We start from the raw sequence: 25,115 nt of genomic DNA on the forward strand, positions 1-25,115 counted from the left end.
CTAAACCCTAGGAAGTGATCCAGGCCACTCTAATCTCTGTATTGAGGCTCACAAATGCGGCCTTTGTACAAAGGAGTTCAAATGCTGGTAATCCTTGGGTTTGCCATGATCGCGGTCTTCATGACCCTGATCATGACGAAGAAGTTGACGCCCGTGGTGGCCTTGATCGTGGTCCCCACCATCTTTGGTCTTTTCGCAGGTGCCGGTCTGGGCATCGGCGATATGGTCATGGATTCAATGAAGAGCCTAACGTCAACGGCGGCGTTGTTGATGTTCGCGATCGTATTCTTCGGCATGATGATCGATGTTGGCCTGTTCGACCCGCTCGTAAAACTGATCCTGCGCACCCTCGGCAACGACCCCGCGAAGGTAGTGCTCGGCACGGCCGTTCTGGCGGCGGTGGTTTCCCTCGACGGCGACGGTTCCACCACGTTCATCCTGACCACGGCGGCCATGCTGCCCATCTATCTGCGCCTTGGCATGAGCCCGGTGGTGCTGACCTGTGTTGCTGGTCTGGCCAACGGCACCATGAACATCCTGCCCTGGGGCGGTCCCACGGCCCGCGCCGCCGCAGCCCTGAAGGTTTCGCCCAGCGAAGTGTTCGTCCCCATGATCCCGTCGCTGATCGCCGGCATGATTGTCATCTTCCTGTTCTCCTGGCACCTCGGCGTGCGTGAACGCCGTCGTCTGGCCCTGGCTGGCAGTGTGTGGGCCGGTGCTGCTGGTGCTGCCGGCACTTCCGCGGACGACGCCGGCACCACCTCGGGCGGTTCCGCCGGCAACACCTCGGCTCGCTCGGGTGGCTCGGCTGCTTTGGGTGGCTCCGGTACCGGATCCGCCGGCGTGCTGACCATCGAAAAGCCGCGCTCCGCGGCACAGGCACGGTTTGATGCACAGGTTCGCGCCGTTGCCGAGAAGGATTCGGAAACGGTCAACACGGCCCTTGCCGATTCCCAGCTGGATCCCAACCGCGCCACGCTGCGACCCAAGTTGTTCTGGTTCAACCTTGTCCTGACGGTGACGCTCATGGTGGTGCTGGTCATGGACGTTCTGCCGCTCGCCTATATCTTCATGGTGGGTTCCGCGATCGCACTCGTGGTCAACTTCCCCCGGGTCAAGGATCAGGCGAAGGCGCTCGTTTCCCATGCAGGAAGCATTGTCGCCGTAGTTTCCATGGTCATGGCGGCAGCGGTCCTCACCGGCGTGCTCAGCGGTACCGGCATGGTGGATGCCATGGCAGCTTGGCTGGTCAGCGTCATCCCCACCTCCATGGGTCCGTACATGGCCGTGATTACCGCCCTGTTGAGCATTCCCATGACGTTCTTCATGAGCAACGACGCCTTCTACTTCGGCGTCTTGCCGGTCCTCAGCGAGACCGCAGCGCACTTTGGCATCGACCCGGCAGCCATGGCCCGTGCCTCGATCACCGGCCAGCCTGTGCACATGCAGAGCCCGCTGGTTCCGGCCGTCCTGTTGCTGGTTTCGTTGTCCCGCGTTGACCTTGGCGACCACCACAAGAAGGTCCTGTGGCGTGCCTTGGTTGTCTCCCTGGTGATGTTGGTTGTGGCCATCGGAATCGGAGTCATCCCCTTCGGCTGACCTTCCCACCAAAAGCAGGTCCGGACGCCAATGGCGGACGGGCCTGCTTTTTTTTGGGGGATAGGCTGAAACCATGGGATCACCGGAATTCATCGTCAACCTCCGCAAGAAGATCGGGCATGACCCGCTGTGGCTGCCCGGCGCACGTGGCGTGGTGTTCGACGACGCCGGCCGCGTCCTCCTCGCCAAAAGCACAGACACGGGCGGCTGGGCGCTCATCACCGGAATCCTGGAACCGGGGGAGGAACCCGGCCCGGGCATGCTGCGGGAAATCTTCGAGGAGACAGCCGTCGTGGCCCGGATCGAGCACCTCATGGGCGTGGTCGCCGTGGGCCCGGTGACGTTCCCCAATGGCGATGTGTGCGAATTCTTGAATGTGGAGTTCATCTGCCGCTACGTCAGTGGCACCGCGCGCGTCAATGACGACGAGTCCCTTGACGTTGCCTGGTTCGCGATCGAGGACCTCCCGCCGCTGCGCCTCGGCCACCTCGCGTGCATCGAGCGCGCGTTGGCGTTCGACGGCGAGCCCCACTTCCAGCGCTAGCCTCCGCCCCTCTGCCTTGACCCGTCACATAATGCCGCTATGGACGTTCAGAACGGCATTATGTGACGGCTCGAGGAGTGGCGCCCGGGGCACGCGCCTTTGCTGCGCAGGTTGCGTCTTGTCTGTGGTGTCCCGGAACCAACGGGTGTTCCAGCGCTAACCTCCGCCCCTCTGCATTGACCCGTCACATAATGCCGCTATGGACGTTCAGAACGGCATTATCTGACGGCTCGAGGAGTGGCGCCCGGTCTGGAGCAACGCAAAAGGCGCGTGCCGTCGTCGTACTGAGAAAAGGACGACGACGCCACGCGCCTTTGCTGCGCAGGTTACGGCTTGTCTGTGGTGGCCCGGAACCTCCGGGACTTCCAGCGCTAACCTCCACCCCTCTGCATTGACCCGTCACGTAATGCCGCTTTGGACAGTCAAAGCGGCATTATGTGACGGCTCGACGAGTGGCGCGCGGTCCGCAGCAACGCAAAAGGCGCGTGCCGCCGTCGTACTGGGAAAAGTACGACGGCGGCACGCGCCTTTGCTGCGCAGGTTACGGCTTGTCTGTGGTGTCCCCGGGAGCATCCGGGTCTTCCTTGGTCAGCTGAAGGGTGTCACCGAGCTGTGTGTCGGCGGCCTCGGCTGAGCCGGACTTGCCGGCAAGACGCTCGGCCTCCATGCGTTCGGCTTCCTCGCCACCCACGGCCTCGCCACGGGCAACCATGCCGGAGGTGTCGGAGAGCGGGATGACCTTCATGAAGATGGCCAGCACCAGGGCGATCACCATGAACGGGATCAGGTACCAGAACACCGGTGCCAGGGAATCGGCGTAGGCGTTGATGATGCCGTCCTGGATGGACTGCGGCAGCTGGTGCAGCGCCTGCGGGTCGAGCGATGACATGGCGCTGCCAGCTTCCTCCGGCGATGCGCCACCGGCCGCGAAGACCTCCTTGAGGGACTCGGCTAGGCGCGTGGTGAACATGGCGCCGAATACGGCCACACCCAGGGCTGAGCCAACTTCACGGAAGTAGTTGTTGGTGCTCGTGGCGGTTCCCAACTGAGCGGCCGGAACCGAGTTCTGCACCACGATCACGACGATCTGCATAATCAGACCCAGGCCCGCACCGAAGACGAACAGCTGGGCGCAAATGACCCAGATGGGCGTTTCTGCGGACAGGGTTGTCAGCCACAACATGGCGATGATGGTCAGGATGGAACCGGCAATCGGGAAGGCCTTGTACTTGCCGGTCTTGGTCATGCGGATACCTGACCAAATGGAGGTACCCATCAGGCCAACCATCATGGGCAGCATGAGCAGGCCGGATTCGGCGGCTGAGGTGCCCGAGGACATCTGCAGGAAGGTCGGCACGAAGGCCAAGGCCGCGAACATGCCCATGCCCAGGACGAATCCGATGGCCGTGGAGTTCAGGAAGATCGGGTTCTTGAACAGTGACAACGGGATGATGGGGTCCGCGGCGCGGCTCTCGGTGAAGATGAACAGGGCGATAGAGGCGATCAAGCCGGCGCCCCAGGTCCAGGTCACCATCGAGGTCCAACCGTCGGTCTTGCCACCAAAGTCGGTGAAGAAGATCAAGCAGGTAGTGGCGATGGAGAGGAATACCACGCCAAGAATGTCGATCTTCTTGTCAGCCTTTTTGGTGGGCAGGGTCAGCGTGAAGAAGGCGACGATGAAAGCGGCGATACCGATCGGGATGTTGATGTAGAAAGCCCATTCCCACGTCAGGTGGTCAACGAAGTAACCACCCAGCAACGGGCCAGCCACTGCGGCAAGGCCGAAGATGGCGCCCAGAGGACCCATGTACTTACCGCGATCCTTGGCGGGGACGATGTCGGCGATGATGGCCTGCGAGAGGATCATCAAGCCACCTCCACCGAGGCCCTGGATAGCGCGGAAGATCACGAAGCCCCAGAAATCGGTGGCGAAGGCACAGCCAACGGAGGCCAGCGTGAAGATGGCAATGGCAGCAAGGAACAGGTTGCGGCGGCCGAGGATGTCACCAAACTTGCCGTAGATGGGCATCACGATGGTGGTGGCCAACAGGTACGCGGTGGTGATCCACGTCTGGTGCTCCACGCCGCCGAGCTTGCCCACGATGGTGGGCATGGCGGTGGAGACGATGGTTTGGTCGAGGCTCGAGAGCAGCATTCCGGCGATCAGCGCGGAGAAGATGATCCAGATCCTCTTTTGGGTCAGCAGGAGCGGTTCGCCTGCCTTGAGTGCGGTACTCATGATGTCCCTTCAAAGGTTAAATGCGAAAAGGAGAAAAGTTGGTGGGCCGTGCGGAGGTTTTGCGCGAGCAGATCGGCGTAACCGATGGTGTTTGTTTCCGAGAAGAAGTCTTGGCTGGCGCGGTGCGAACACGTGCCAAAGAGTGCAGAGACCATGACGGCTACGGGGTCATCCGGCTCGAGCCCTTCACGCTGGGCGATTAGATCGGCGAATTCCCGCTCACGCAGGTGAGCGCCGCCCATCATTCTCATCATGAGCTGCGGTTCCTTCTTCATGGCCGCGATCAGCAGTTGAATCTGTTCGCGGGTGAAGTTCAGTTCCTCGACCATGGCGCAGGTGAGTCCGTGCAGGTCGGCCAGAAGGGTGTTGCTCACTCCGCTGGGGCCGCGTTCAACACCTTCCGCGCCCGCCAGGAATTCGGCAATCGCTTCGGCGGGGAACTCGTCCAACAGGTGGCCCATGATGGCGTCTTCCTTGGACGGAAAGTAGTTGAAGAAGGTGCGGCGTGAGACGCCCACGTCCTCGCAGAGCTGCTCGATCGTGAACCCGTTCAGGCCCTGCTCAGCCGTGAGGGCCCGGGCTCGCGCCGTAATGGCGGATCGGGTGGCCTCGCGCTTGCGGGCACGCAGCCCGTGGGGCTGGCAGGAATTTGCACTTTCAGTCACAAAGTAAAAGTTTGCACTATTTGTGCCAAAGTGCAAAACGTTTTCTCTGTTGCGTTAGTCACACTCTCTTAATGCACGACGGCGGGAGGTCACCTTTCGCAAAAAGGTGACCTCCCGCCGATGGGCCCACGGGTGTGTGAGAGTTACTTCGGGGCGACCGTCATGGCCAGAACATCGAGGCCCTTGTCCAGCTGCTCCAACGTGATTTCGCCACGGTCAACGAAGCCCAGGGCCAGCACGGCTTCACGGATCGTGAGGCCTTCCTTGATGGCGTGCTTGGCGATCTTGGAGCCGTTTTCGTAGCCGATGTACTTGTTCAGCGGCGTCACGATGGACGGTGAAGCCTCGGCCAGGAAGCGGGCGCGCTCGACGTTGGCGGTCAGGCCGTCGATCATCTTGTCGGCCATGACGCGGCTCGTGTTGGTGAGCAAACGGATGGACTGCAAGAGGTTCGAGGCCATGACCGGGATGCCGACGTTCAATTCGAAGGCGCCGTTCGTGGAGGACAGGGCGATCGTGGTGTCGTTACCAATAACCTGAGCGGCAACCATGATGGCGGCCTCGGCGATGACCGGGTTGACCTTGCCGGGCATGATCGAGGAGCCGGGCTGCAGATCGGGGATGTTGATTTCGCCCAGGCCGGTGTTGGGGCCGGAGCCCAACCAGCGAAGGTCGTTGTTGATCTTCATGATCGAGTAGGCGATGTTACGCAGCTGGCCGGACGCCTCGATGAGACCGTCGCGGTTGGCCTGAGCCTCGAAGTGGTTGCGGGCTTCGGTCAGCGGCAAGCCGGTGTCCTGGGCCAGCAGGGCGATCACGCGCTGCGGGAAGCCGGCCGGCGTGTTGATGCCGGTACCGACGGCGGTGCCACCGAGGGGAACCTCAGCAACGCGGGGGAGTGAGGACTCGACGCGCTCGATGCCGTAGCGGATCTGGGCGGCGTAGCCACCGAATTCCTGGCCAAGCGTGACGGGCGTGGCATCCATCAAGTGGGTGCGGCCGGACTTCACAACTGTTGCGAATTCGGCTTCCTTGCGCTCCAAGGACTCGGCCAGGTAGGCCAATGCCGGGATCAGGTCGTTGATCAGGGCCGAGGTTGCAGCTACGTGAACCGAGGTCGGGAAGACGTCGTTGGAGGACTGTGAGGCGTTGACGTGGTCGTTCGGGTGAACAACCTTCTCGGAACCCGCAGCAACGAGTGCGCGGTTCGCCAAGGTCGCCAGGACCTCGTTCATGTTCATGTTGGATGAGGTACCCGAACCGGTCTGGAAGACGTCGATCGGGAAGTTGCCGTCGTAGTCGCCAGCGGCAACCAGATCAGCTGCGGCCTCGATGGCGCGTGCCAGTTCGGCGTCCAAAACACCCAACTCGGCGTTGGTGGTAGCGGCAGCCTTCTTGATGCGTGCCAGTGCAGCGATGTGGGCAGACTCCAGTGTCATGCCCGAAATCGGGAAGTTTTCAACGGCGCGCTGGGTCTGGGCGCTGTAGAGAGCGTTGACCGGAACTCGGACCTCGCCCATCGTGTCATGTTCAATACGGAATTCTTGTGCGGTAGCCGCGGCAGTATCAGTCATGCCTACACCCTATCGCCGCGGCGCCCCGAGCTAAAAACCGCAGCCTCCCCGGCCGTCACCAAGTTGCCAACTTAGCCCCAACAAAAGGAGGCCCGACGCCGGAACCTGGGTTCCGCCGTCGGGCCTTCCAAGAAGGGTGTCAGACCCCGAGGGATCCGTTGCTGTAAACCAGATCCGCGCGCCCATCGACGAGGCGGTACGTCAGGCCAACCACGGCCGTACGCTGGCGGGTGACGGCGCTGGCGATGATGGGGGAGTTCTCCACGAGGCGGGCAGCGGTCTGCTTGACGTGCTCGGTGATCATGTCGCTGACGTCGGCGTCCTTGTCCTTGCGCAACGATGTGAGCACGGACGGGGTGATGCGTTCCACAAGGTCGCGGATGAAACCGGCGGGCATGGCGCCCGTGGCAACAGCCTGCTGGGTGGCCGTCACGGCGCCGCAGCTGTCATGGCCCAGCACTACAATCAACGGCACATTGAGGTAATCGACGCTGTACTCAAGGGAGCCCAACACCGTGTTGTCGATGACGTGGCCGGCCGTGCGGACAACGAAGGCGTCGCCCAAGCCAAGGTCAAAGATGATCTCGGCGGCGAGGCGCGAATCCGAGCAACCGAAAATTACCGCGAAGGGGTGCTGGGTGGACAGCAGCGAGGTGCGGCGTGCGGCGTCCTGGTTGGGGTGGGAGGAACTGCTCGCAACAAAGCGGGCGTTCCCGGCCATCAACGTTGCCCATGCCTCGGCGGGTGAATGGGGGTGGTTTGAAATCGCGTCGACGTTGCCGTCTTCTCCGCCAATCATTATTTGCCGTCCTTCGCTGTGGGAGTTGTGCTTGCTTCGCCGCTGGCATGGCCAGAATCGGCCGCAAGCTGCGTTGTGGCGCCGGTGGCCAGAATATCGAAGTCCTCGAAGTCGGCGGCCCCGGTCAAAACGATCGTGGTGGTTCCGCTTGTCAGGACCAGGCTCCGGTCACCCTTAGGTTTATCACGGAGCTCCCACTCTTGTCCGTCAATGGTGCGGCTGCCCGTCACGGGGGCATCGCCGGTCTGGGCGGAGGTCCACGTTGGATTAGCCGTTATTGACTGGCGGAGGGCAATGAAAGTATTGCTTCCCGTGACGTAACCTACGTCCCAGAAAGCCACGCCGTCGTTCCCCGGGGGATTCCACCGCGCATAGTTGGCCGACCAGCCCTCAGGAAGTGCCGGAGCCACAGGCGTGAATCCGGCAGTGTCGGCAGCGTTCGCTGCAACAGCCGGGACGTCGATGGTGGATCGGTATGTTTCGGCTTTTTGCTGTGGGTTAAGCCACACAATGACAAGCACGATGGCCACTGTTGAGAACATGGCCAGCAGCATGCCGATCACTGATGCGTTGGCACGTTTGGCGGCGCCGGCAGCAATTACGGGCTTGACGGCTGGGGAAGGGCTGGAATCACTCACGTGACCATCTTCCCAGAATTTGTGCGTCAAAATAGCACGGCCCGTCCCGCGTGGGATACATCACAAGGATTCGGCTGCCGGTGTCGCCTATGATGGGCGGGTAGGCAAAAATACGTCAGAGGTGCGCACTGGAGCGCACAAGAAATTCTGCGCCTACCTGAACAATGAGGTTTTCACGTGGCTGAAAAAGCATCACAGTTGGATTATTCGCAGTTGTCCCGGTCGCTCGCAGTTGGCGATGACGAACCGGACCGAAATCTAGCCCTGGAACTTGTCCGCGTGACCGAAGCTGCCGCTATTGCAGGCGGGCACTGGGTTGGTTTTGGTGAGAAGAACCTGGCCGACGGCGCGGCCGTTGACGCTATGCGCTCCCTCCTTTCCACCGTCCATTTCAACGGTGTTGTTGTCATTGGCGAGGGTGAAAAAGATGAAGCCCCCATGCTGTTCAATGGCGAGGTAGTGGGCGACGGCTCCGGACCCGAGTGTGACGTTGCCGTGGATCCCATCGATGGAACCCGCCTGACGGCCATGGGCATCAACAACGCACTTTCGGTGCTGGCTGTTGCAGAACGCGGCACCATGTTCGATCCCTCCGCCGTGTTCTACATGGAAAAGCTGGTCACCGGCCCCGAAGCCGCCGACATGGTTGACCTGCGCCTGCCCGTCAAGCAGAACCTGCACCTGATCGCCAAGGCCAAGGGCGTCAAGATCAACCAGCTCACCGTCATGGTCCTTGACCGCGACCGTCACCAGCCGCTGATCGCCGAAATCCGCGAAGCCGGCGCCCGCACCAAGATCATCCTCGACGGCGACGTTGCAGGCGCCATCGCGGCTGCACGTTCCGGCACCGGTGTTGACGCACTCATGGGCATCGGCGGCACGCCCGAAGGCATCGTCGCGGCCTGCGCCATCAAGACCCTCGGCGGCGTTATTCAGGGCCGCCTCTGGCCCACCTCTGATGAGGAGAAGCAGAAGGCGATCGACGCCGGACACGATCTGGACCGCGTCCTCTCCACCAATGATCTGGTCACCAGCGACAACTGCTACTTCGCTGCCACCGGCATCACCGATGGCGATCTCCTCCGCGGCGTGCGTTACGACAAGGGCCGCGTGCTCACACAGTCGATCGTGATGCGCTCCAAGTCGGGCACCATCCGTTTCGTGGATGGCGAGCACCAGGCACACAAGTGGGAGTCCTACGCTCGCCGCAGCTAATTGGCCCGTTAGTCAGGCCGTCAGCCGGTAGGCTGGAAGCATGACTTTTAGTGTTGTGCCTTGCCTTGACCGCGACGAATGGGATGCTGCTGTTGATTCGCAGCAGGGGCATCCCATGCAACTGTGGGGTTGGGGTGAAACAAAGGCTGCGCACAATTGGCGCGTAGACCGGGTGCTGGTGCGCGATGGCGAGAAGCTTGTGGGCTCAGCCCAGATCCTGCTGCGCACCCTCCCGGCACCGTTCCGCTCCCTCGCGTACCTCGCGAGGGGACCACAGGCTGAGGCGGGCCTCGAGACTGAGGTGCTCAACGCCGTCGGACGTTACGTCAAGACCACCCACAAGTCCGTTGCCCTGAGTATTGAGCCGGACTGGGATGCCGACACGGTTGCTGTGGCGTCGTTGCCGGCTACGGGTTGGGTGCCCAGCAGCAGCACCATTTTGATTCCGCGCACCCTCATTTTGGATCTGACGCGCACCGAGGACGAGCTGCTGGCGGCCATGTCCAAGAAGACGCGCCAGTACATTCGCAAGTCCAGCCGCGAGGCCCTTGAATATCGTGCCGTCACCGAGGCCGAGTTGCCGCTGTGCATGGCCGTGTACAAAGAGACCGCTGAGCGCGCCGAGTTCGGCATCCACGAAGATCGCTATTACGCGGATATCCTGCGGAATCTCGGCGGCGGATCGCCCATCTATGGCGCGTTCGACGGCGAGAAGCTGGTGGCATTCCTGTGGCTGGCCGCGAGTGGTTCCACGGCGTTTGAACTCTACGGTGGAATGACCGAATCTGGCAGCCTTTTGCGCGCGAACTTCTCCTTGAAGTGGCTGGCGATCCAGGAAATGAAGGCCCGCGGGATCACGCGCTACGACTTCAACGGACTCCTCAATGACGGGGTCTCTAAGTTCAAGTTTGGTTTCGCAGACCACGAGAACATGCTGGCGGGCACCTGGGACCTGGCGTTGTCGCCGCTGTACCCGGTGTTCGCGAGGGTGCTCCCGGTGGCGCGTCGCTCCGTGAAGAAGGCCCGCGGCATCCTCAAGCGCTAATTGCTCCTTGACCCGTCAGATAATGCCGCTATGGACGTTCATAGCGGCATTATCTGACGGGTCAACAGCTGCTGATGAGCCCTATTCGAAGTCCTTGCGGGTATTTAGCAACCCTTGAAGCGAGCGGCCAGCCAGATTTGCGGGGTCCGGCCAACCGCCTAGCTTCAGCGCCCGGGCAATCTTGGTGATCACCACCAGTTCACCTGCCGCGATATCGTCCTTGTTTATGAGCACCTGGTGCCATCCCAGAGCCTTGGTGATGTAGTCGCGGTCGTGATCCTTGGCCTGTTGGCTCGGGGTGAAGTGGTGCAGACCGTCGTATTCTGCACAGCTCTTGTACTCTTCACAGGCCAGATCGGGCGCCACTTTTCCTTGACCTGCCGCATTCCGGATCTCCACATTGTGCTCAAATACGGGCAGGGGCCACCGCCCGATCATCAGCCGCAACTCCGTCTCCCGGGGTGAATCCGAGCCCACCCTCACCAATTCCATGGCCTGAAGCAGCTTTCCCATGCCACGGTGCCTCCGGTGCCCGGCGATGTAGGCAGTGAGCACGTCCAGAGGCACCAGCGGGTAGACCGGGGGACCAAATGAGCGGTGGTGTTCGCGGACAAGTTGATCGGCGACGACCACCAGCTCCTCAACCGTGAGCAGCGCGGCGAGGTCCAGCAGTGTTCTCTGCAGGGCGGTTACGGGGACTCCGGTATGAACAACAACGTCACCGCGGGCGAGCTCGAGTTCGTGCCCGTGGACTTGTTTCCTGCGCGGCCTGGCGTCGCCCGCGGGCCTGGTCAGATCGAATAGCTGACGCTCCTGATCCTCCTCGAGGCGGCGGGGGAGGTACAACCCGTGAATTCTTGCTGCGGTCAAATGGCTGATGATGGCATTCGGGGTGGCCTCGGTCAACGCCCGGCAACTTTCAAGGAGCTCAATCTCCACGTTCGTGGGAACCCTGATGCCGCGGCTGGGCGTGGAGAGGTCCCGGGCGCGGGTCCGCCTCTTGGTAACACCCCGTCGAAGGGCCGCCTCCAGGGTGAAAGGGACCCGGGTGATGGACATCGGAAGAGGACGTGGACTTCTCATGTTTCCATTAGGACAAAATTTCAGGCCCCTGTGGCCCGGATTTGCCGATTTAGGCAAATCTGTGGATAACGCAGAGCGGTATCCACAGGTGCAGGACCCTCGAGCCGTCACATAATGCCGCTATGAACGTCCATAGCGGCATTATCTGACGGGTCAACGCTGGGATCGTGGAGGGGCGGCGCCGGGAGAATGACGGGTCAACGCTGGGGACGTGATGGGGCGGCGCCGGGAGGGTGGGGAGCGTCAGGCGGCGACCGTGATGGCGAAAACCACTGCAGGAGCGGGATCGGGAGCGCTCGAATCCTCGCTACGGTTCACCACGGGGTGGACCATGACGGGGTTCTCTGCGGCCGGGACAAACACGGAGCCGCCGCGGCTGAGGACCATATCGCCCCGAGGGGAATCGAGCAACACCGAGCCGGACACGGCCAAAACAATCATGGGGCCGTTCTGGACCAGAGGTACGGGCTCTGAATCCGAGGAAATCTCTACCCGCTGCAGCGCAAATTCCGCAAAGGGCGGCTCCCAGACCTTTTGGCCTAGGTCGGTTACCCGGGTGGGAACCACGGGGACCGCACTCGGTGCGAAATCGACCGTCTCTAGAAGTTCGGGCACGTCGACATGCTTACCAGTGAGGCCTCCGCGCAACACGTTGTCTGAAGATGCCATGACCTCGAGCCCCAGGCCGCTCAGATATGCGTGGATATTTCCGGCGGGAAGGTAGATGGCCTCGCCGGGTTCAAGCGAGACCCGGTTCAGCAGGAGCGAAACTAGGACACCTGAATCGCCCGGGTACTGCTTGGCAAGTTCGACGACGGTGAGCAGGCTGGCGGACAGCTCGCCCGAGGAGGCGGACAGCGCAGCTGCTGCCAGACCCACCAGCTCCGTGGTGGCCGGGCCGCCACCGATCAGCATTTCAAAGGCCTTCCGCACAACCATGGGCTCGGCCATGCGGGAATTCAATGTCATTTCCACTTGGCCCAGGAGCTCGGGCACCTCGGCACCCGTCGACGCAATGGCTGCACCAACGGCACGGAACAGCTCGGCGGCCTCGGCACAGGGGCGGAACCCGCACAGCGCCTCAAACGGAGTGAGGGCCAGAATCATTTCCGGCTTGTGGTTCTCGTCCTTGTAGTTGCGGTGTGCCGCATCTCGGGGAACGCCAGCAGCTTCTTCATCGGCGAAACGTTCGCTGGCTCGTTCCAGCGTTGGGTGCACCTGCAGGGAAAGGGCCTGGTTGGCGGCGAGGAGTTTGACGAGAAACGGCAGCTTCGCACCGAATGCGGCGTGGACTTCTTCACCGAGCGTGGACAGCGGGTGCTCGGAGATCAACTGGTCAAGCGAAACGGGGCCATCAGGGGTAGACGCGATCGACGGCGAGTCCGGGTGAGCTCCCATCCACAACTCAGCCTCGGGGCCGCCACTGGGCTGTGCGCCGAGGAGCTCAGCGATGGCAGTGGACGAACCCCACGGGTAGTCGCGCATGACATTGGTGAGTGCAAACATTAGGTGGTTTCTCCTGGTCCAAGACAAGCTAAAGATCGATTGAAAGATTTCGCGGGTGTACCCGGGCCGCCGGTGAAGGCTGGCCCGGGTACAACCGGATGGTGCTGAGCTAATACGCGCAAGCCCGCGCAAACAAGTGGTTAGCCTGGCGAGCAGGTGCCGTTGTTGACCAAGAGCGATGTCAGCATGGCGGCGTCACCGTTAATGGCCAACTGCTGCAAGTAGTCCTGAGTGATTTCGGGATCCGGCGCGGCCGGAGCGCTCTGAGCTGGAGTCTCGGCGGCCGGGGCTTCAGCGGCGGGGGCTTCGGCAGCGGGCTCCGCCGGAGCAGCAGGATCGGCCGGTGCTGCGGACTCAGCGGGAGCGGGAGCCGGTGCGGGAGCCACGGCAGCTGATGTGGCAGGCGCCGGGTTCAGCAGGGCCTCGACCCGCTGATGAATCAGGTCAAAGTCCGGGTATGTCGAGAAGGACTCTTCAAAGTCTGGAGGGCCGATCGTCAATCGTGACAACCCGTGGCTCTTGGATTTCAGCGCCAGCGACACAAAGCTGCCCAACTGCCCGGCCGGAATGTCCGATTCCATGACCTTTGAACCGGCATCGGCAATCGAATTGAACTTGGTGAACACCGTCGCAGGATCCATCTGTGCCAGCATGGCCGCCTGGATGCACTGCTGACGTTGGCTGCGGCTGTAATCAAGCACCCATTCCCGAGAGCGGGCGTACCAGAGGGCATGGTAGCCATCTAGGGTTTGCACTCCGGGCGGAATCCAGCCAGTCGGTGGCAGGTGATCGCCCGTGCCGTTGACATCGTCGCCGCTGATCGGCACCCAGCCACCGGCGTTGATTTTGACCCCACCCATGGCATCGATGAGTTGGGAGAATCCAGCCATGTCGACCAGCACATAGCCCTGAATCTGCAGCCCCAAAATACCGCCGGCAGCGTCCATCATGGCTGCCGCGCCGGGGTCTTGGGCGCCCGGGTACAGATCAGGGTGGTTGTTGGTGACGTCGGTGTACAGGAAGTTGATAATGCATTCGTCACCGCAGCTATACCCGTCCGGATACGCGCCCCACAGCGGGGAATCCGGCGTGAACTGGGCGTTCTGAAGGTTGCGGGGGATGGAGATCGTTGCGGCCTCGCCCGTCTTGGCATCAACGCTGACCACCATGATCGAATCAGGCCGCCGGCCGCTGCGGTCCTCGCCAGCGTCTCCACCCATGAGCAGGAAGTTGTAGCGCCCGTCCACAGGTTTCATGTCCGGACCGGCCGCAAAAATGCTGGAAATCGCGTTACGTCCGGAATTGATCAGCATTGCCCCGTAGCCCAGCGAGCCGCAGGTCAGCACCATGAGCACCGCCACGGCACCGCTGACCAAGGCACGCATACCAGGGGCCAGCATGCCGGGTTTGATGATCCGCAGCGTGTTCAGGAACATGAAGGCCCATCCCACGGCCGCCGCGACCATGGCCACGATAACAATCATTGAGGTCCACGGATTAGTGAAAAGGTTTAGCAGCGTTTCACGGCTCACCAAGGCAAGGACGACGGCGAGGATCACCACCGCCCAGACGGTGAAAGTCACGCGTAGGGCAAGGCGGCCTAGCCGCTTGTTACCGGCAACAATCTGGGCTGAGCCGGGCACGAACAAAGTCAGCAGCACAAGGAACCAGGCTCGTTTTGAGCGCACGGGTGCCGACGCCGATTCCGGATACCGGACGGGATTCGTCAACACGGGAGGGCGGTTGGAGGCCGTGGTTACCTTCGGGCTGCTGAAACTCATAGGCTCGTGTTCACGCCCCCGCAGAAGGCAGAACGGCCAGCGGGTAGTCCGCACCAGCCTTTTCCCGCAGTGCCGCGCCCTTGGCGGAGGCCTGATCATTGAGTGACTGGGCAAATTCGGCAAGCTGCACCGAGAGTGAAGCAGCCAGTTCATCGGTGCCTGAGGCCAGCATGCGCACGGCCAGCAGGCCAGCATTGCGGGCACCGCCAATCGATACGGTAGCTACGGGAACGCCAGCGGGCATCTGCACAATGGAAAGCAGGGAATCCATGCCGTCCAGTGTCTTCAGCGGGACGGGCACACCAACAACGGGAAGCGTCGTGACGGAGGCCAGCATGCCGGGGAGGTGCGCGGCACCGCCGGCGCCGGCAATGATGACTCGAATGCCGCGGGCCGCGGCGTTCTGGCCGTAGGCGATCATCTCGGTGGGCATGCGGTGGGCGGAGACCACATCGGTTTCAAACGGGATGCCGAATTCGGAGAGGGCCGCTGCGGCTGCTTCCATGACGGGCCAATCGGAATCGGACCCCATGACAAGCCCCACGAGGGGAGTTGCGTTGTTGTTACTCAAAAGAAGTCCTTACTTTCCGTCACGAATGATGTTTGCCACGGTGGTGGCGCGGGCGCGGGCGGCGGTGACGTCGTCGTTCTTGGAGGCGATGACGTTGACGTGACCAATCTTGCGGCCCGGGCGGACCGACTTGCCGTAGCTGTGAACCTTGACGGTGGGTTCGGCGGCCAGGGCGGCTGCGTAGGCGCTGAAGAGATCCTGGTTGGCGCCGCCGAGGAAGTTTTTCATGACCACAATATCGCCCAGCGCGGAGGTGTCGCCCAAGGGGAGATCCAACACGGCACGAAGGTGCTGCTCGAACTGGCCGGTGACGGCGCCGTCCATGGTCCAGTGGCCAGTGTTGTGCGGGCGCATGGCTAGTTCGTTGATCAGGAATCCGGGGGCACGGCCGGGCGTTTCGAAGAGCTCCGCGGCCATGACGCCGGTGACGCCAAGCTCGTTGGCGATGCGCAGTGCCGCGGCCTCTGCGGCAGCTTCAACCTCGGAGGGAAGGCCGGGAGCCGGGGCGATGACTTCGTCGCACACGCCGTCGACCTGAATGGACTCAGCCACGGGCCAGGCGCGGGATTCGCCGGAAGGGGTCCGGGCAACCAGTGCGGAAAGCTCGCGGGTGAAGGCCACCATTTCCTCCACGAGGAGAGGATTCATGGCCTCGAACCAGTCGGCGGCTGCGTCGGCGTCGGCGGCTGAGCGCAGAACCTTCACGCCCTTGCCGTCATATCCTCCACGAGGCATTTTCAACACGACGGGCCAGCCCTGCGTGTCACCGAAGGCCACAATCTCAGAGACAGAGGCGACAGCCGCCCACTCCGGGTTGGGCAGACCAAGACGCTCAATGGCCGCGCGCATCACCAGCTTGTCCTGCGCGTTAATCAACGCATCCGGACGGGGCTGGACGTTCACGCCGTCGGCGATCAATGCCTGAAGGTGCTCGCTCGGGACGTGTTCGTGATCGAAGGTGAGCACGTCCACGCCGTGGGCAAATTCGCGCAACGTCTCCAAATTCTTATAGTCGCCAACGGGTGCCTGCGCCACGACTGGCACGGCACACACGTCGGGGGCTTCCGCCAAAATACGTAAATCAAAACCAAGGGCCACGGCGGCAGGGGCCATCATGCGGGCCAGCTGTCCGCCGCCCACCACACCGATTACAGGAAAAGTCACAGTCCCCAGAGTACCGAAAGTCTGTGAGGTTCCATGCTTTTGCAGGGCCTGTTGCCCCTATTAAGCGGCTATTAACCGGTAAGTATGGGCGAACTGTCAGGGCATTCCCGGCTTATACGCCAATTCCGGGGTGGCACCGGGATTAGAATTTGAGGGAGGCATCCGGGTGATTCGCCCGCATTGGCCGTATATTCGGTACCTGAAATATTCAGTACCTGAATTCGAAGCACCGATTTCGCAGCACCGCATTTCCAACGGAGGACCATGAACCAGACACTCACCAACCGCATCAAAGGCCTGATGGGGCTCTTTTGGCGTGAAGTGGCCAAGTTCGGCGTGGTCGGCGGCGTTGCGTTTGTCATCGACACCGGCATTTACCTGTGGCTCCTGGGCGGCAGCATGGGCGGGCATCCCACCAAGGCCAAGCTCATCTCGGCCGCCGTGGCCACAGTTTTCTCGTGGCTGGCCAACCGCTACTGGACGTTCCGCCACCGCCGCCAGGCCAACATGGTCCGCGAAGTTATCCTGTTCATCATCATGAACGGCGTGGGCATGGGCATCGCCGCGGCCTGCGTCTACGTCTCACACTGGGTCCTGGGCTACGAAACCGCAACGGCTGACTTCATCGCCGGCTCGGTCATCGGCCTAGTCCTAGGCACAATCTTCCGCTTCTTCGCGTACCGCTTCTGGGTCTTCACCGAGGAACTCGATCAGGAGCCCGGATTCGACCGCGATCACGAACTCATCGAGGCCGACCGCAAGTAGTTCACCAATCAGGCGGTGACGTTTTCACTGCTTCGCAGGTGCTCGGTGGCTTCCACTGCGGTATCAAGCAGCACAACCGAACCCCCTGTTGCCCACGTTTTTAAGGCACCGCGTACGACGGCGTTCCAACCGTTCCGCACCTCAAGCAGCACTCGCTGGGGTGCTTGGGTACCCTGCGGGAGGAGTTTGGCATAGTTGGTGGTGGCCGAATCGTGCTGCCAGGCCATGTCTGATTCTTCCGGGGACTCATCGGCAAAGAACACATCCCCGTGGGCCCGCACATCTCCTGAATAGTCGAGGCTGCGCGGCGGGAGTTCACCCAGCCAGCGCATCTGTAGGGCGGGCAAAGCCACCGCCACAACTAGTGGTGCTGCTTTGACGCCCGCGATACGTTCGTTCGCGGCGACCGGGTCGGTGGTGGCGACGATGTCAGCCTCGCTGAACGGGTCCGGCGTCGTGCCTTCGTGGCTATCCGAAGAGGAGGTGGTGATGACTGTTGCGCCAACAGCCCAGGCGGCCAGAAGCCACACCATGGAGCGCCAGTGCAGGGGAAGATCGAGGGCGATGAGCGTGCCAGGTTCGGCGTCGAGCTCGTCCACGAGGTAGTTGGCAGTCTTGGCTATCCAGTTTTCCAACACTCGGCCCGAGAGCTCCACGCGCTCGGAATCGGGGCCGTACCAGGAGAGCCTGGGTGAGGTGGGATTCTGCGTGCGGAAGGCATTGAGGAGTTCGGCGGGGTTATTGGGTGTCAGTTCCATGCTGCCATCTTTCCATGCCTCCTTATAAGCCAACGTTGAAAGTCAACTTTGCCAGTCACCTTGGGGTCTGAACGGCCTCGATTCGGAGCTTGAGATATCCATCGATTGGACGAATTGACTTTCGTCACGTGACGTGCGTTACATGGTTGATGTCGGGCTTGAGAAATTCTTCTAAAATTCACCTAGCTCCCGCGGAACTGCCTCGAATTCATGGTCTCGGTGCGTCATTGCGCGGATTTATTGGTACCAAACTGTCCGGCGTGGCGCGCCCGATGAACGTGTCAAGTACTGGTTATCATCGCGGGCCGCTTGACGTGAGCGACTTACATGGATGTAATTAGACCCACGAACCGCTGTTATTGGCACTGCATTCCGCGCATCGCGGAATCTCGGAAATCGGGAGGCAGTGTTGGCGGCAACATTCAGGAGGACGACCATGGGGCAATCGCAGCTGAGTGTGGCAACATTGCACGACGATTCCGTGGCGGCAAAGGCAGCTGCCGAATACCACTCGCGTGGCGTGCCATCGGACTGGTATGTCGATCCGGCAGATCCGGACGCGGCCGCCTTTCACGAACGCCAAAACCGGCAGTCGCTCGAGGACGCAGCAACAGCATTTCTGACCTCGCACGAGGACGATGAGTCCGAGGAGACTCTCCCTCTTGCAGCTCCGGAAATGGATCCAAAGATCAATATTGATCCTGTGTGGATCGGCCTTCGCCCGCGTCTTGACGATTTCAGCGACGAAGGTGAACTAGGCTGGCAGACTGATGCCTTGTGCGCGCAGACCGACCCGGAAGCGTTCTTCCCTGAAAAGGGTGGTTCCACCCGGGACGCCAAAAAAGTCTGCGGTGCATGCAATGTCAAGGCACAGTGCCTTGAATACGCTCTTGCCAACGATGAGCGGTTTGGAATCTGGGGCGGCCTGTCCGAGCGTGAACGCCGGCGGCTGCGGAAGCGAGCGGTCTAATTCTTGAAGCAGTAAATGTCACTGCCATTGTGGTTGCTCACAATGGTGGTGCCTACCTCCCTACAGTCTTGGCCGCCTTGGCCGCACAAACCCGCTTAGCCGACCAGGTGTTGGCAGCCGACACAGGATCCACAGACAATTCGGGGGAGTTGCTGCGCAAAGAGCTTGGCGAGCGGAACGTCATCTCACTCGACGGACGCAAGAGCGGGCGCAAAAGCGGACACCATGGCGAATCCCGCAAGGGATTCGGCGCCGCCGTCGATGCCGTGCTGGAATATCACACACGTCAACGTCAGGGTTCCACCCCCGTGGCGAAGGTTGCGGCGCGCGTCGGTGCGCTCGCAGGCGGAGTAGTCGCCCCAAGCGCCGGAAGCACAACCACCACCGCGGTCCTCAATGACGAGGTCGCCGTATGTAACGAGTGGATCTGGCTGCTGCATGATGACGCGGCCCCGGCCCCGGACGCCTTGGAGCTTCTGCTGGAAGCCACCGAGCGGGCAACTACCGCAACTGTTGTTGGTTGCAAGCAGCTTGACTGGGACAACCACCGTCGGCTGGTCGATGTAGGCCTGTGGGCCAACCCTTGGTTTGACCGCTTCACACTTGTGGGCCTGGATGAACAAGACCAGGGCCAATATGACGACAACTCCGACATGTTTGCCGTCAACACCGCTGGCATGCTGGTGCGGCGTGATGTTTTCGAGCGCCTAGGCGGCTTCGACCCGGCGCTCCCCGGCCCCGGCGACGATCTGGACTTTTGCGCCCGCGTTCGTCTTGCCGGCGACAGGGTCATCGTTGTCCCCGCCGCTCACATGTTTCACACCGTACAGCGGCCCCACGCCCTGGGCTCGTCGGCGGCGGCTCGCAAGGCCACAATCTTCCTTCGCCTCAAGCATGCGCCTCTTTGGGTTGTGCCGTTCCTGACCATAGGCACCTTCTTTGCATCGCTCTACTGGCTGGTGGCCGGCTTTGTACTCAAGGCCCCGGGTCACGCCATTCGGATGTTCGTTGCCACGTGCGCCGGATTGCTCCGGCCTGCCATGTTGCAGCGCAGCCGGAAGGCGCTGGCCGGCCACAGGAGCCGGCGTCGCTCGGTTCACAAGGGTGTCCTGGTAGAAAACAAGACCGCCCGCAACCACTTGAAGTTGCTGCGTGAATCCGTAGGCCCCGATGAGGACCTCTCGCATGAGATCCAGGACAGCCCCTCGGTCCTTGAACCTACCGGTGAAGCCCACCACGAAACCGTCACCCCGCTGGCAGCGATCAGGACTGCACCCCTTGTCAGTGCTCTCGGACTGACGGTGCTGTTGACCATTCTTTCGTTGATCGCCCTTTCACGTTTCCTGGGAGTCCCGGCTCTGACGGGCGGCGCACTGCTGCCCGTTTCGGAGCAGATGTCCCTTGTCTGGCAGCACGCCACGGATTGGTGGATCTCGCTGGGCTCCGGTCTGGCCGGACGCGGCAATCCCTTTAACTTTGTTCTTGGCCTCCTCAGCTCACTGGGCGGCAACGGTTCGCTGGCCGTCCTGTGGATGGTGCTCTTGGCGCTGCCACTCTCCGGCTTTACCGCGTGGCTCGCCTCGGGAGCATTTTCCCTGCAGCGCTGGCCACGCATCGTGGCTGCGCTGGCCTGGGCCGGTGCCCCTGTTCTTCTCGTAGGGATGGGCCAGGGCAGGGTTGGCGCCTTGCTGGCCCACATCCTGATTCCGCTGGTCATGCTGGGCCTGGTCCGCGCCGTCGGTGGAGCCGTTAGCGCTGCCCCCAAGGTCGTGACGATTCCCGGCGCCCTCGCAGGTTCCGCTACAGCCACCATCTCGAAGCTGGGCCGCCCCGGCGTTGACCGCAATCCGTCTTGGACGGCAGCGGCCGCCGCGGGTTTGGGCCTGGCCGTGGTGACGGCAGCGTCCCCGAGCCTGCTGCCCGTGGCCGTGGTGGGAATCCTGCTGACCGCGATCTTCATGCGCGGCCGCGGCAAGACCATCTGGTGGGCGCTTGTACCTCCCGCCGCTCTTTTCCTGCCTCTGATCTCGTCCGCCTGGGCCAACCCGCGCGCCGTGCTGGCCGATCCCGGCTTGCCCATGGCATCAACGGCGGCACCGCTCTGGCAGCAGTTGCTTGGCTTCCCTGAGCAGGTCAACGCTGTTGAGGGCTTGCTGGGCCTCGGCACTCTCGTCGCCGCTCCGTGGTGGACCTGGGTTGCCGTGGGCATCATCGGTGCCCCGGTAATTGTGGGCGCCGTCGTGGCTCTCGTGTTGCCGCTGCGCCGGGCCGCCACGGTACGCTCGCTCTGGCTTGTGGCGCTGCTGGCGATGGCTGCCGCATACGCCGGCAAGTTCATTGCCGTAGCGTTCGACGGCGTCACTCTCGTCACGCCGTTTAGCGGTCCTGCCGTTTCGGTTGCGTTTTTCGCGCTGTTGGGCGCGGCGATTCTTGGCTTGGACGCCGTTCAGAGTCGCGCGTGGAATCCCGCACATGTGGGCCTGACGCGCAGCGCTGACAGCACAAACGTCAAGCATTACCGCACGGCTAAGACCACGGCAACCGTGTTGTCGGTGATTCTCGTGGCAGCGCCCGTGGCAAGTCTTGGCCTGTGGACGGCACAGCAGGTTTCCCTCCAGCCGAGTGCGCCCGCTTTGACCGGTTCGTTCCTGCCCCAGGGAGCTACCACCGGCACCATTCCGGCCACGGCGGCCGATCGCGGCACCGGTCCTGAGGCCAGCCGAACTATTGTCCTGACGGTCATGACCGACGGCGGCGTGCAGGCATCGCTGATGCAGGGAGCTGGAACCACGCTTGATTCCATGTCGACCATCGCCACGGCCGCTCGCATCACGGGAGACCCCGGAGCCGAATCGGTTCTGGCCAGCGATCCGGCAACGGCAGCGCTGGAGGACACCGTGGCTGCCATCCTGTCCAAGTCCGGTCTTGATCCGCGCGAAGGCCTCGTTGAGTTGGGCGTCGGCTTTGTAGTCCTGCGCCAGGGAGACACCGCCGCCGAGTTGCTCGCTGGCGAATTGGAAGCCGTTCCCGGTCTTGACACTGTTGGTCCCACCGAATCCGGCTGGTTGTGGCGCGTTCAGCCCACCTATGCCGCGGCCGGACTGACAGATGTTGTCAATCGGGTGCGGATCGTGGATTCCGCTGGCAAGTCCGTGGCACCCGTGGAGTCGCAAGGCCAGAACGTTGCCACCGAGATCCCTGCGGGTGAATCGGGCCGGCTGGTGGTGTTGGCCGAGCGGGCCGATTCCGGCTGGCAGGCATGGCTGGATGGCAAGGCCTTGAAGGCCACCAACTCTGCGTGGGCGCAAGCCTTTGAGCTGCCCGAAGCCGCCGGAAAACTTGAAATCCGCTACGTACATCCGCTCAATGCGGTCATGAATCTGGTGCAGCTGGTCCTCTTCGGACTGACCGTGCTGCTGGCCCTGCCCGTGCGTACACGACGCGGCCGCACCGGGGCGTACCGGGACGAAGCATCATTGCAAAAGGTTGGTAGAAGTGCCTGAGATCAAGGACAGCAACGGCGATAACGGCCCGGAGATTACCGGGGCAGGGAACTCGCTTCCCGAGGAGTCGAAAACTCCTCAGGCTGACGCAAACATGACGTCCGACGCCGGGACGGCGCCTGCCGCTGAAACCCTCCCGGAGGGTGCCCCCGCACCTGCCGTAGCTAAGGCGGCCGAGCCCACGAAGTCGGCTGAAGTTGCTGAGACGGGCAAGCCTGCCAAGGCGGCCAAGGAACCGAAGCCAGCTAAAGAGCCTAAGCCCGCCAAGGCTGCGAAAGCAGCGAAGGTAGCGGAGAAGACGGCCCTCGCTGAGAAGGTCGCCGCTGAGAAGGCCGCCGGAGAAAAGACTGCGAAGACTCCTCGCGCAGCGAAGGCGCCTCGCCGCGCCCAACGCACGGTCCGCCGTCGTTGGCCACTTGTTTTAGCTGGAACGGCAACGCTGGCCCTGGCCGCCGGAGTGATTGGTGCGGGCACCGTGTTCCCCGGAAACGATGCCACGCACATCACTGAGGCCGTCCCGCACATGCTGCCGGTGGGCGAATCCATGGCCAATTGCCAGGGTCCCACTCAGTTGCTGGCCGGTTCGTCGGCCGGGACGGATCCGGAGTTCTCCGCGAACTCGTCCTCGACCAAGTCCACATTGAACGCGGTTGTGCTCAGCGGTTCTGCCGGCGATCTTCCGGGGGCTGCTGTTGAGGCGCTTGATGGAAAGTCCTCACCGCTGTTCACCGTTTCAGAGGCTCCGAGCACTCCTGCCACAACGTCGGCCGAGGTCAATGGCAAGCCCAAGATGAAGGCTGTCGTCGCCCGCGGAAAGTCCACTGACGCATCCTCGGTGCTGCGAATCCAGCCCCTGGGTGAGGAAATTCCCCGCGGTGCAGCTTCCGTTGTTGTCAGCTCGGACGACGGCGACCTTGAAGGCCTTTCGGGCGCGACGTGCCAAACGCCGTCGAACGAGATGTGGCTTTCAGGAGCGAGCACCTCGGTGGGCCGCACCGCCATTCTTGCGATCTCGAATTCGTCGCCGAGCGCGGCCACTGTTTCCTTGGATATCTATGGCAGCAATGGTCCGGTTCAGACGGCCGGCGGCAAGGGCTTGGTTGTTGCGCCAGGGACCGTGCGTTCGGTGGTGCTTTCGGGGCTTGCTCCCGACCAGGACATGCTCAGCGTTCACCTGAAGAGCTCCGGCGGTGCCGTGAGTGCCGTCATCCAGGAGTCGGTGTTGCGTGGGTTGACCTCAGGCGGTGTCGACTACCTCGCTCCGGTACAGGATCCCAGTTCCACGCAGACCATTCCGGGTGTACGCGTGCAGGCCCCGGCAACGGCGGCCAAGATTTCCGGACAGTCCGGTTATGAGGACGCTACGACCGTGCTGGCCGTGACGGTTCCAGGTGTTGCGGATTCCGTGGTTGAGGTCAAGGCCTATGGGGCCGACGGTCAGGTTGCGCTTCCCAACGGGGGAGTTTTCACGGCTGCTGCCGGCAAGGTCAACCAGTTGTCGTTGGCTGGATTGCCTGAGGGCACGTACTCACTGAGCCTGAAGGCCGATGCTGCCGTGACGGCGACTGCCAGGATCGTGAACTCCACGAAGGCTGGCGAAGCCACCGATCTGGCGTTTGCACCCTCGGCAGGACGTCTGGGGGACACGCACCTCGTGACATTGCCGCAGGACGTAACCTCAAGCCTGGTCTTCGTTGCTCCTGAAGGAACCTCAACTGTCAGCCTGGTGCCGATCTCTGCTGATGGAGTTCTCGGTGCTGCCAAGACCATTGAGTTGGCGGTAGGTGTCACCACAACGGTGAATCCCGCCGATCTCCTCGGCTCCGGTGCGGTGTCGGCGTTGGTCTCGGTTTCCGGGGCGCCAACCTACGGCAGCCAGTTGCTGACTAAATCCGGTTCTGCCGGGATTGCCGTGCTACCCATAGCCGGCACCTCCGTTGGAACCCAGGCCATCAACATCACCACGGGTTACTAAGCGGATCGCAAAACTATGCGCAGGACTCGTTGCGGATATGGCGCATCGTGTCTTGTGCGCCAAACTGCAAGCCAGTTTGGCGCATAACATAAGCGAAATTGGCTAAATAGACGCGCGTCAGTGTCCGGGAACTTAGTGTCCGGGGAAGCGGCGGAACATGGGATCCACGGCGTCGGGGTCGATGTTGAGATACCCGGCCACCTGATCCACCATGACCTCATGGACCAGCTCGCGTACCTGCCCCGGGGTGTCGCACAGGGCCTCGATGGGGTGCCGGTAGATAGAAATGGACGGTGGCTCGGCCGGGGCGTCCGCCGTGGCGGCCACGGCCCGGGCATATTTGCCAAGGGGTGCCTGGGCCCCCGAGGCAATGAGTGCTTCCAGCTTGTCCGGCACTTCCTCCACCACGTATTCCACGGTGGCCAACGCTGCGGGCCACAGGTTTCGCATGCGGTCCGCGGAATCAACCACCAAGTCCTCGAACTTTTCGCTGCGGGTCCGTGATCCCGGCAATGAGGCGGGAATCAGGGGCCCACGCAGCCCGCGGCCATGCCGGTCCCGCCGTCGGCGTGCGAAGGAGCGGGGCTCCGAGATGGCCCCCGAATCGGGGGTGGGTACGCCGTCGAAATCTTGCGGCTCCAGCGAGATCGTGAGCCGTTCTTCGCCGTGGCTAGCATTGAACTTCATCATTTCACTGTAGGCCGCGGAGGTCCCAAGGGGA

Annotated in this window: 20 protein-coding genes; 8 read left to right on the forward strand and 12 right to left on the reverse strand. The window is 62.4% G+C overall.

From position 1 onward, the window contains the following. Positions 1-81: 81 nt before the first annotated feature. The gene (locus tag ACP7B9_RS11945) at positions 82-1,599 is read left to right on the forward strand and encodes a CitMHS family transporter (protein ID WP_425863645.1); all 1,518 of its coding nucleotides are present in this window, start codon (positions 82-84) and stop codon (positions 1,597-1,599) included. A gap of 73 nt (positions 1,600-1,672) precedes the next feature. Further along, positions 1,673-2,143: an NUDIX hydrolase gene (locus ACP7B9_RS11950; RefSeq protein WP_425863647.1), complete on the forward strand. Its 471-nt coding sequence runs from the start codon at positions 1,673-1,675 to the stop codon at positions 2,141-2,143. 541 nt (positions 2,144-2,684) lie between these two features. Here ACP7B9_RS11950 and ACP7B9_RS11955 read toward each other — a convergent pair. From ACP7B9_RS11955 to ACP7B9_RS11975, 5 genes are all read right to left on the reverse strand, one after another. Continuing rightward, positions 2,685-4,382, reverse strand: coding sequence for an MDR family MFS transporter (locus ACP7B9_RS11955; protein WP_425863649.1), 1,698 nt, complete (start codon positions 4,380-4,382; stop codon positions 2,685-2,687). Continuing rightward, the gene (locus ACP7B9_RS11960; RefSeq protein WP_425863651.1) at positions 4,379-5,047 is read right to left on the reverse strand and encodes a TetR/AcrR family transcriptional regulator; all 669 of its coding nucleotides are present in this window, start codon (positions 5,045-5,047) and stop codon (positions 4,379-4,381) included. Before ACP7B9_RS11960 ends, ACP7B9_RS11955 begins: the two co-directional genes overlap by 4 nt. Positions 5,048-5,190: 143 nt before the next feature. Then, positions 5,191-6,621 carry a class II fumarate hydratase gene (locus ACP7B9_RS11965; RefSeq protein ID WP_425863653.1) on the reverse strand — a complete coding sequence of 477 codons (1,431 nt, stop codon included), beginning with the start codon at positions 6,619-6,621 and terminating at the stop codon, positions 5,191-5,193. Positions 6,622-6,760: 139 nt separating this feature from the next. Further along, positions 6,761-7,420 carry a carbonic anhydrase gene (locus tag ACP7B9_RS11970; RefSeq protein ID WP_425863655.1) on the reverse strand — a complete coding sequence of 220 codons (660 nt, stop codon included), beginning with the start codon at positions 7,418-7,420 and terminating at the stop codon, positions 6,761-6,763. Further along, on the reverse strand, positions 7,420-8,058 hold the full coding sequence (locus ACP7B9_RS11975; RefSeq protein ID WP_425863656.1) for a DUF4245 domain-containing protein: 639 nt from the start codon (positions 8,056-8,058) through the stop codon (positions 7,420-7,422). Before ACP7B9_RS11975 ends, ACP7B9_RS11970 begins: the two co-directional genes overlap by 1 nt. Before the next feature lie 177 nt (positions 8,059-8,235). Here ACP7B9_RS11975 and glpX point away from each other — a divergent pair, with 177 nt between their 5' ends. Next, entirely contained in the window at positions 8,236-9,273 is a 1,038-nt protein-coding gene (gene glpX, locus ACP7B9_RS11980) for a class II fructose-bisphosphatase (protein ID WP_425863658.1), read from the forward strand. A 40-nt stretch (positions 9,274-9,313) separates the two neighbouring features. Beyond that, the gene (locus ACP7B9_RS11985; protein ID WP_425863659.1) at positions 9,314-10,318 is read left to right on the forward strand and encodes a lipid II:glycine glycyltransferase FemX; all 1,005 of its coding nucleotides are present in this window, start codon (positions 9,314-9,316) and stop codon (positions 10,316-10,318) included. Positions 10,319-10,399: 81 nt separating this feature from the next. On the opposite strand, the gene ACP7B9_RS11990 is transcribed toward ACP7B9_RS11985, so the two are convergent. From ACP7B9_RS11990 to ACP7B9_RS12010, 5 genes are all read right to left on the reverse strand, one after another. After that, a complete protein-coding gene (locus ACP7B9_RS11990; RefSeq protein WP_425863661.1) occupies positions 10,400-11,401 on the reverse strand; it encodes a hypothetical protein in 1,002 nt (333 codons plus the stop codon). Positions 11,402-11,644: 243 nt separating this feature from the next. After that, positions 11,645-12,907: a mannose-6-phosphate isomerase, class I gene (manA, locus tag ACP7B9_RS11995; protein WP_425863663.1), complete on the reverse strand. Its 1,263-nt coding sequence runs from the start codon at positions 12,905-12,907 to the stop codon at positions 11,645-11,647. Between the two features lie 140 nt (positions 12,908-13,047). After that, on the reverse strand, positions 13,048-14,688 hold the full coding sequence (locus tag ACP7B9_RS12000) for an LCP family protein (protein WP_425863664.1): 1,641 nt from the start codon (positions 14,686-14,688) through the stop codon (positions 13,048-13,050). A 10-nt stretch (positions 14,689-14,698) separates the two neighbouring features. Continuing rightward, positions 14,699-15,220, reverse strand: coding sequence for a 5-(carboxyamino)imidazole ribonucleotide mutase (gene purE, locus ACP7B9_RS12005; RefSeq protein WP_425863871.1), 522 nt, complete (start codon positions 15,218-15,220; stop codon positions 14,699-14,701). A 48-nt stretch (positions 15,221-15,268) separates the two neighbouring features. Continuing rightward, entirely contained in the window at positions 15,269-16,423 is a 1,155-nt protein-coding gene (locus ACP7B9_RS12010; protein ID WP_425863666.1) for a 5-(carboxyamino)imidazole ribonucleotide synthase, read from the reverse strand. 264 nt (positions 16,424-16,687) lie between these two features. On the opposite strand from ACP7B9_RS12010, the gene ACP7B9_RS12015 reads away from it, so the two are divergent. After that, on the forward strand, positions 16,688-17,188 hold the full coding sequence (locus ACP7B9_RS12015) for a GtrA family protein (RefSeq protein WP_425863667.1): 501 nt from the start codon (positions 16,688-16,690) through the stop codon (positions 17,186-17,188). Between the two features lie 8 nt (positions 17,189-17,196). Here ACP7B9_RS12015 and ACP7B9_RS12020 read toward each other — a convergent pair whose 3' ends face one another. Continuing rightward, positions 17,197-17,946, reverse strand: a complete 750-nt coding sequence (locus ACP7B9_RS12020) for a TIGR03089 family protein (protein WP_425863669.1) — start codon at positions 17,944-17,946, stop codon at positions 17,197-17,199. A gap of 436 nt (positions 17,947-18,382) precedes the next feature. Between ACP7B9_RS12020 and ACP7B9_RS12025 the strand changes: the two genes are divergently transcribed. From ACP7B9_RS12025 to ACP7B9_RS12035, 3 genes are read left to right on the forward strand one after another with little or no spacing between them, the layout of a single operon-like run. Further along, positions 18,383-18,916 carry a WhiB family transcriptional regulator gene (locus tag ACP7B9_RS12025; protein WP_425863671.1) on the forward strand — a complete coding sequence of 178 codons (534 nt, stop codon included), beginning with the start codon at positions 18,383-18,385 and terminating at the stop codon, positions 18,914-18,916. Between the two features lie 29 nt (positions 18,917-18,945). Beyond that, complete coding sequence (locus ACP7B9_RS12030; protein WP_425863673.1) at positions 18,946-22,419, forward strand: glycosyltransferase; 3,474 nt, start codon at positions 18,946-18,948, stop codon at positions 22,417-22,419. After that, complete coding sequence (locus ACP7B9_RS12035) at positions 22,412-24,394, forward strand: DUF5719 family protein (RefSeq protein ID WP_425863675.1); 1,983 nt, start codon at positions 22,412-22,414, stop codon at positions 24,392-24,394. Before ACP7B9_RS12030 ends, ACP7B9_RS12035 begins: the two co-directional genes overlap by 8 nt. Before the next feature lie 132 nt (positions 24,395-24,526). Here ACP7B9_RS12035 and ACP7B9_RS12040 read toward each other — a convergent pair whose 3' ends face one another. Next, entirely contained in the window at positions 24,527-25,081 is a 555-nt protein-coding gene (locus ACP7B9_RS12040; RefSeq protein ID WP_425863676.1) for a metallopeptidase family protein, read from the reverse strand. Positions 25,082-25,115 lie beyond the last annotated feature (34 nt).

The sequence above is a fragment of the Arthrobacter sp. TWP1-1 genome (assembly GCF_049897845.1).
Lineage (GTDB): Bacteria > Actinomycetota > Actinomycetes > Actinomycetales > Micrococcaceae > Specibacter.